The following is a 298-nucleotide window of genomic DNA, read 5'->3' on the forward strand; positions in this document are numbered from 1 at the left end:
TACTGAATTAGATTTAGAAACTCAAATTTAATTCGATAATATAAAAAAGATATATAAAGTTATCTTCTATATTAATAAAAAAGCTGAAATTAAAATCCTATAGAATTCGAACTTCAGCTTTTTTAAAAATGAAATAAATTCATAAAGGAGTTAAGATATAATGTTATATAGTTGGTGATTAGAGTTAAGTATTAATCTAATGTTTGGTTTTATCCAAAAAAACTCGATTTCTTCATAGATGGGATTTAACATTAATTTAAATTTCCCTAATAGTAAGAGATTAATAATTTCTTTTTGC

The sequence above is a fragment of the Bacillus sp. JJ722 genome, from assembly GCF_036963345.1.
GTDB lineage: Bacteria > Bacillota > Bacilli > Bacillales > DSM-1321 > Bacillus_AD.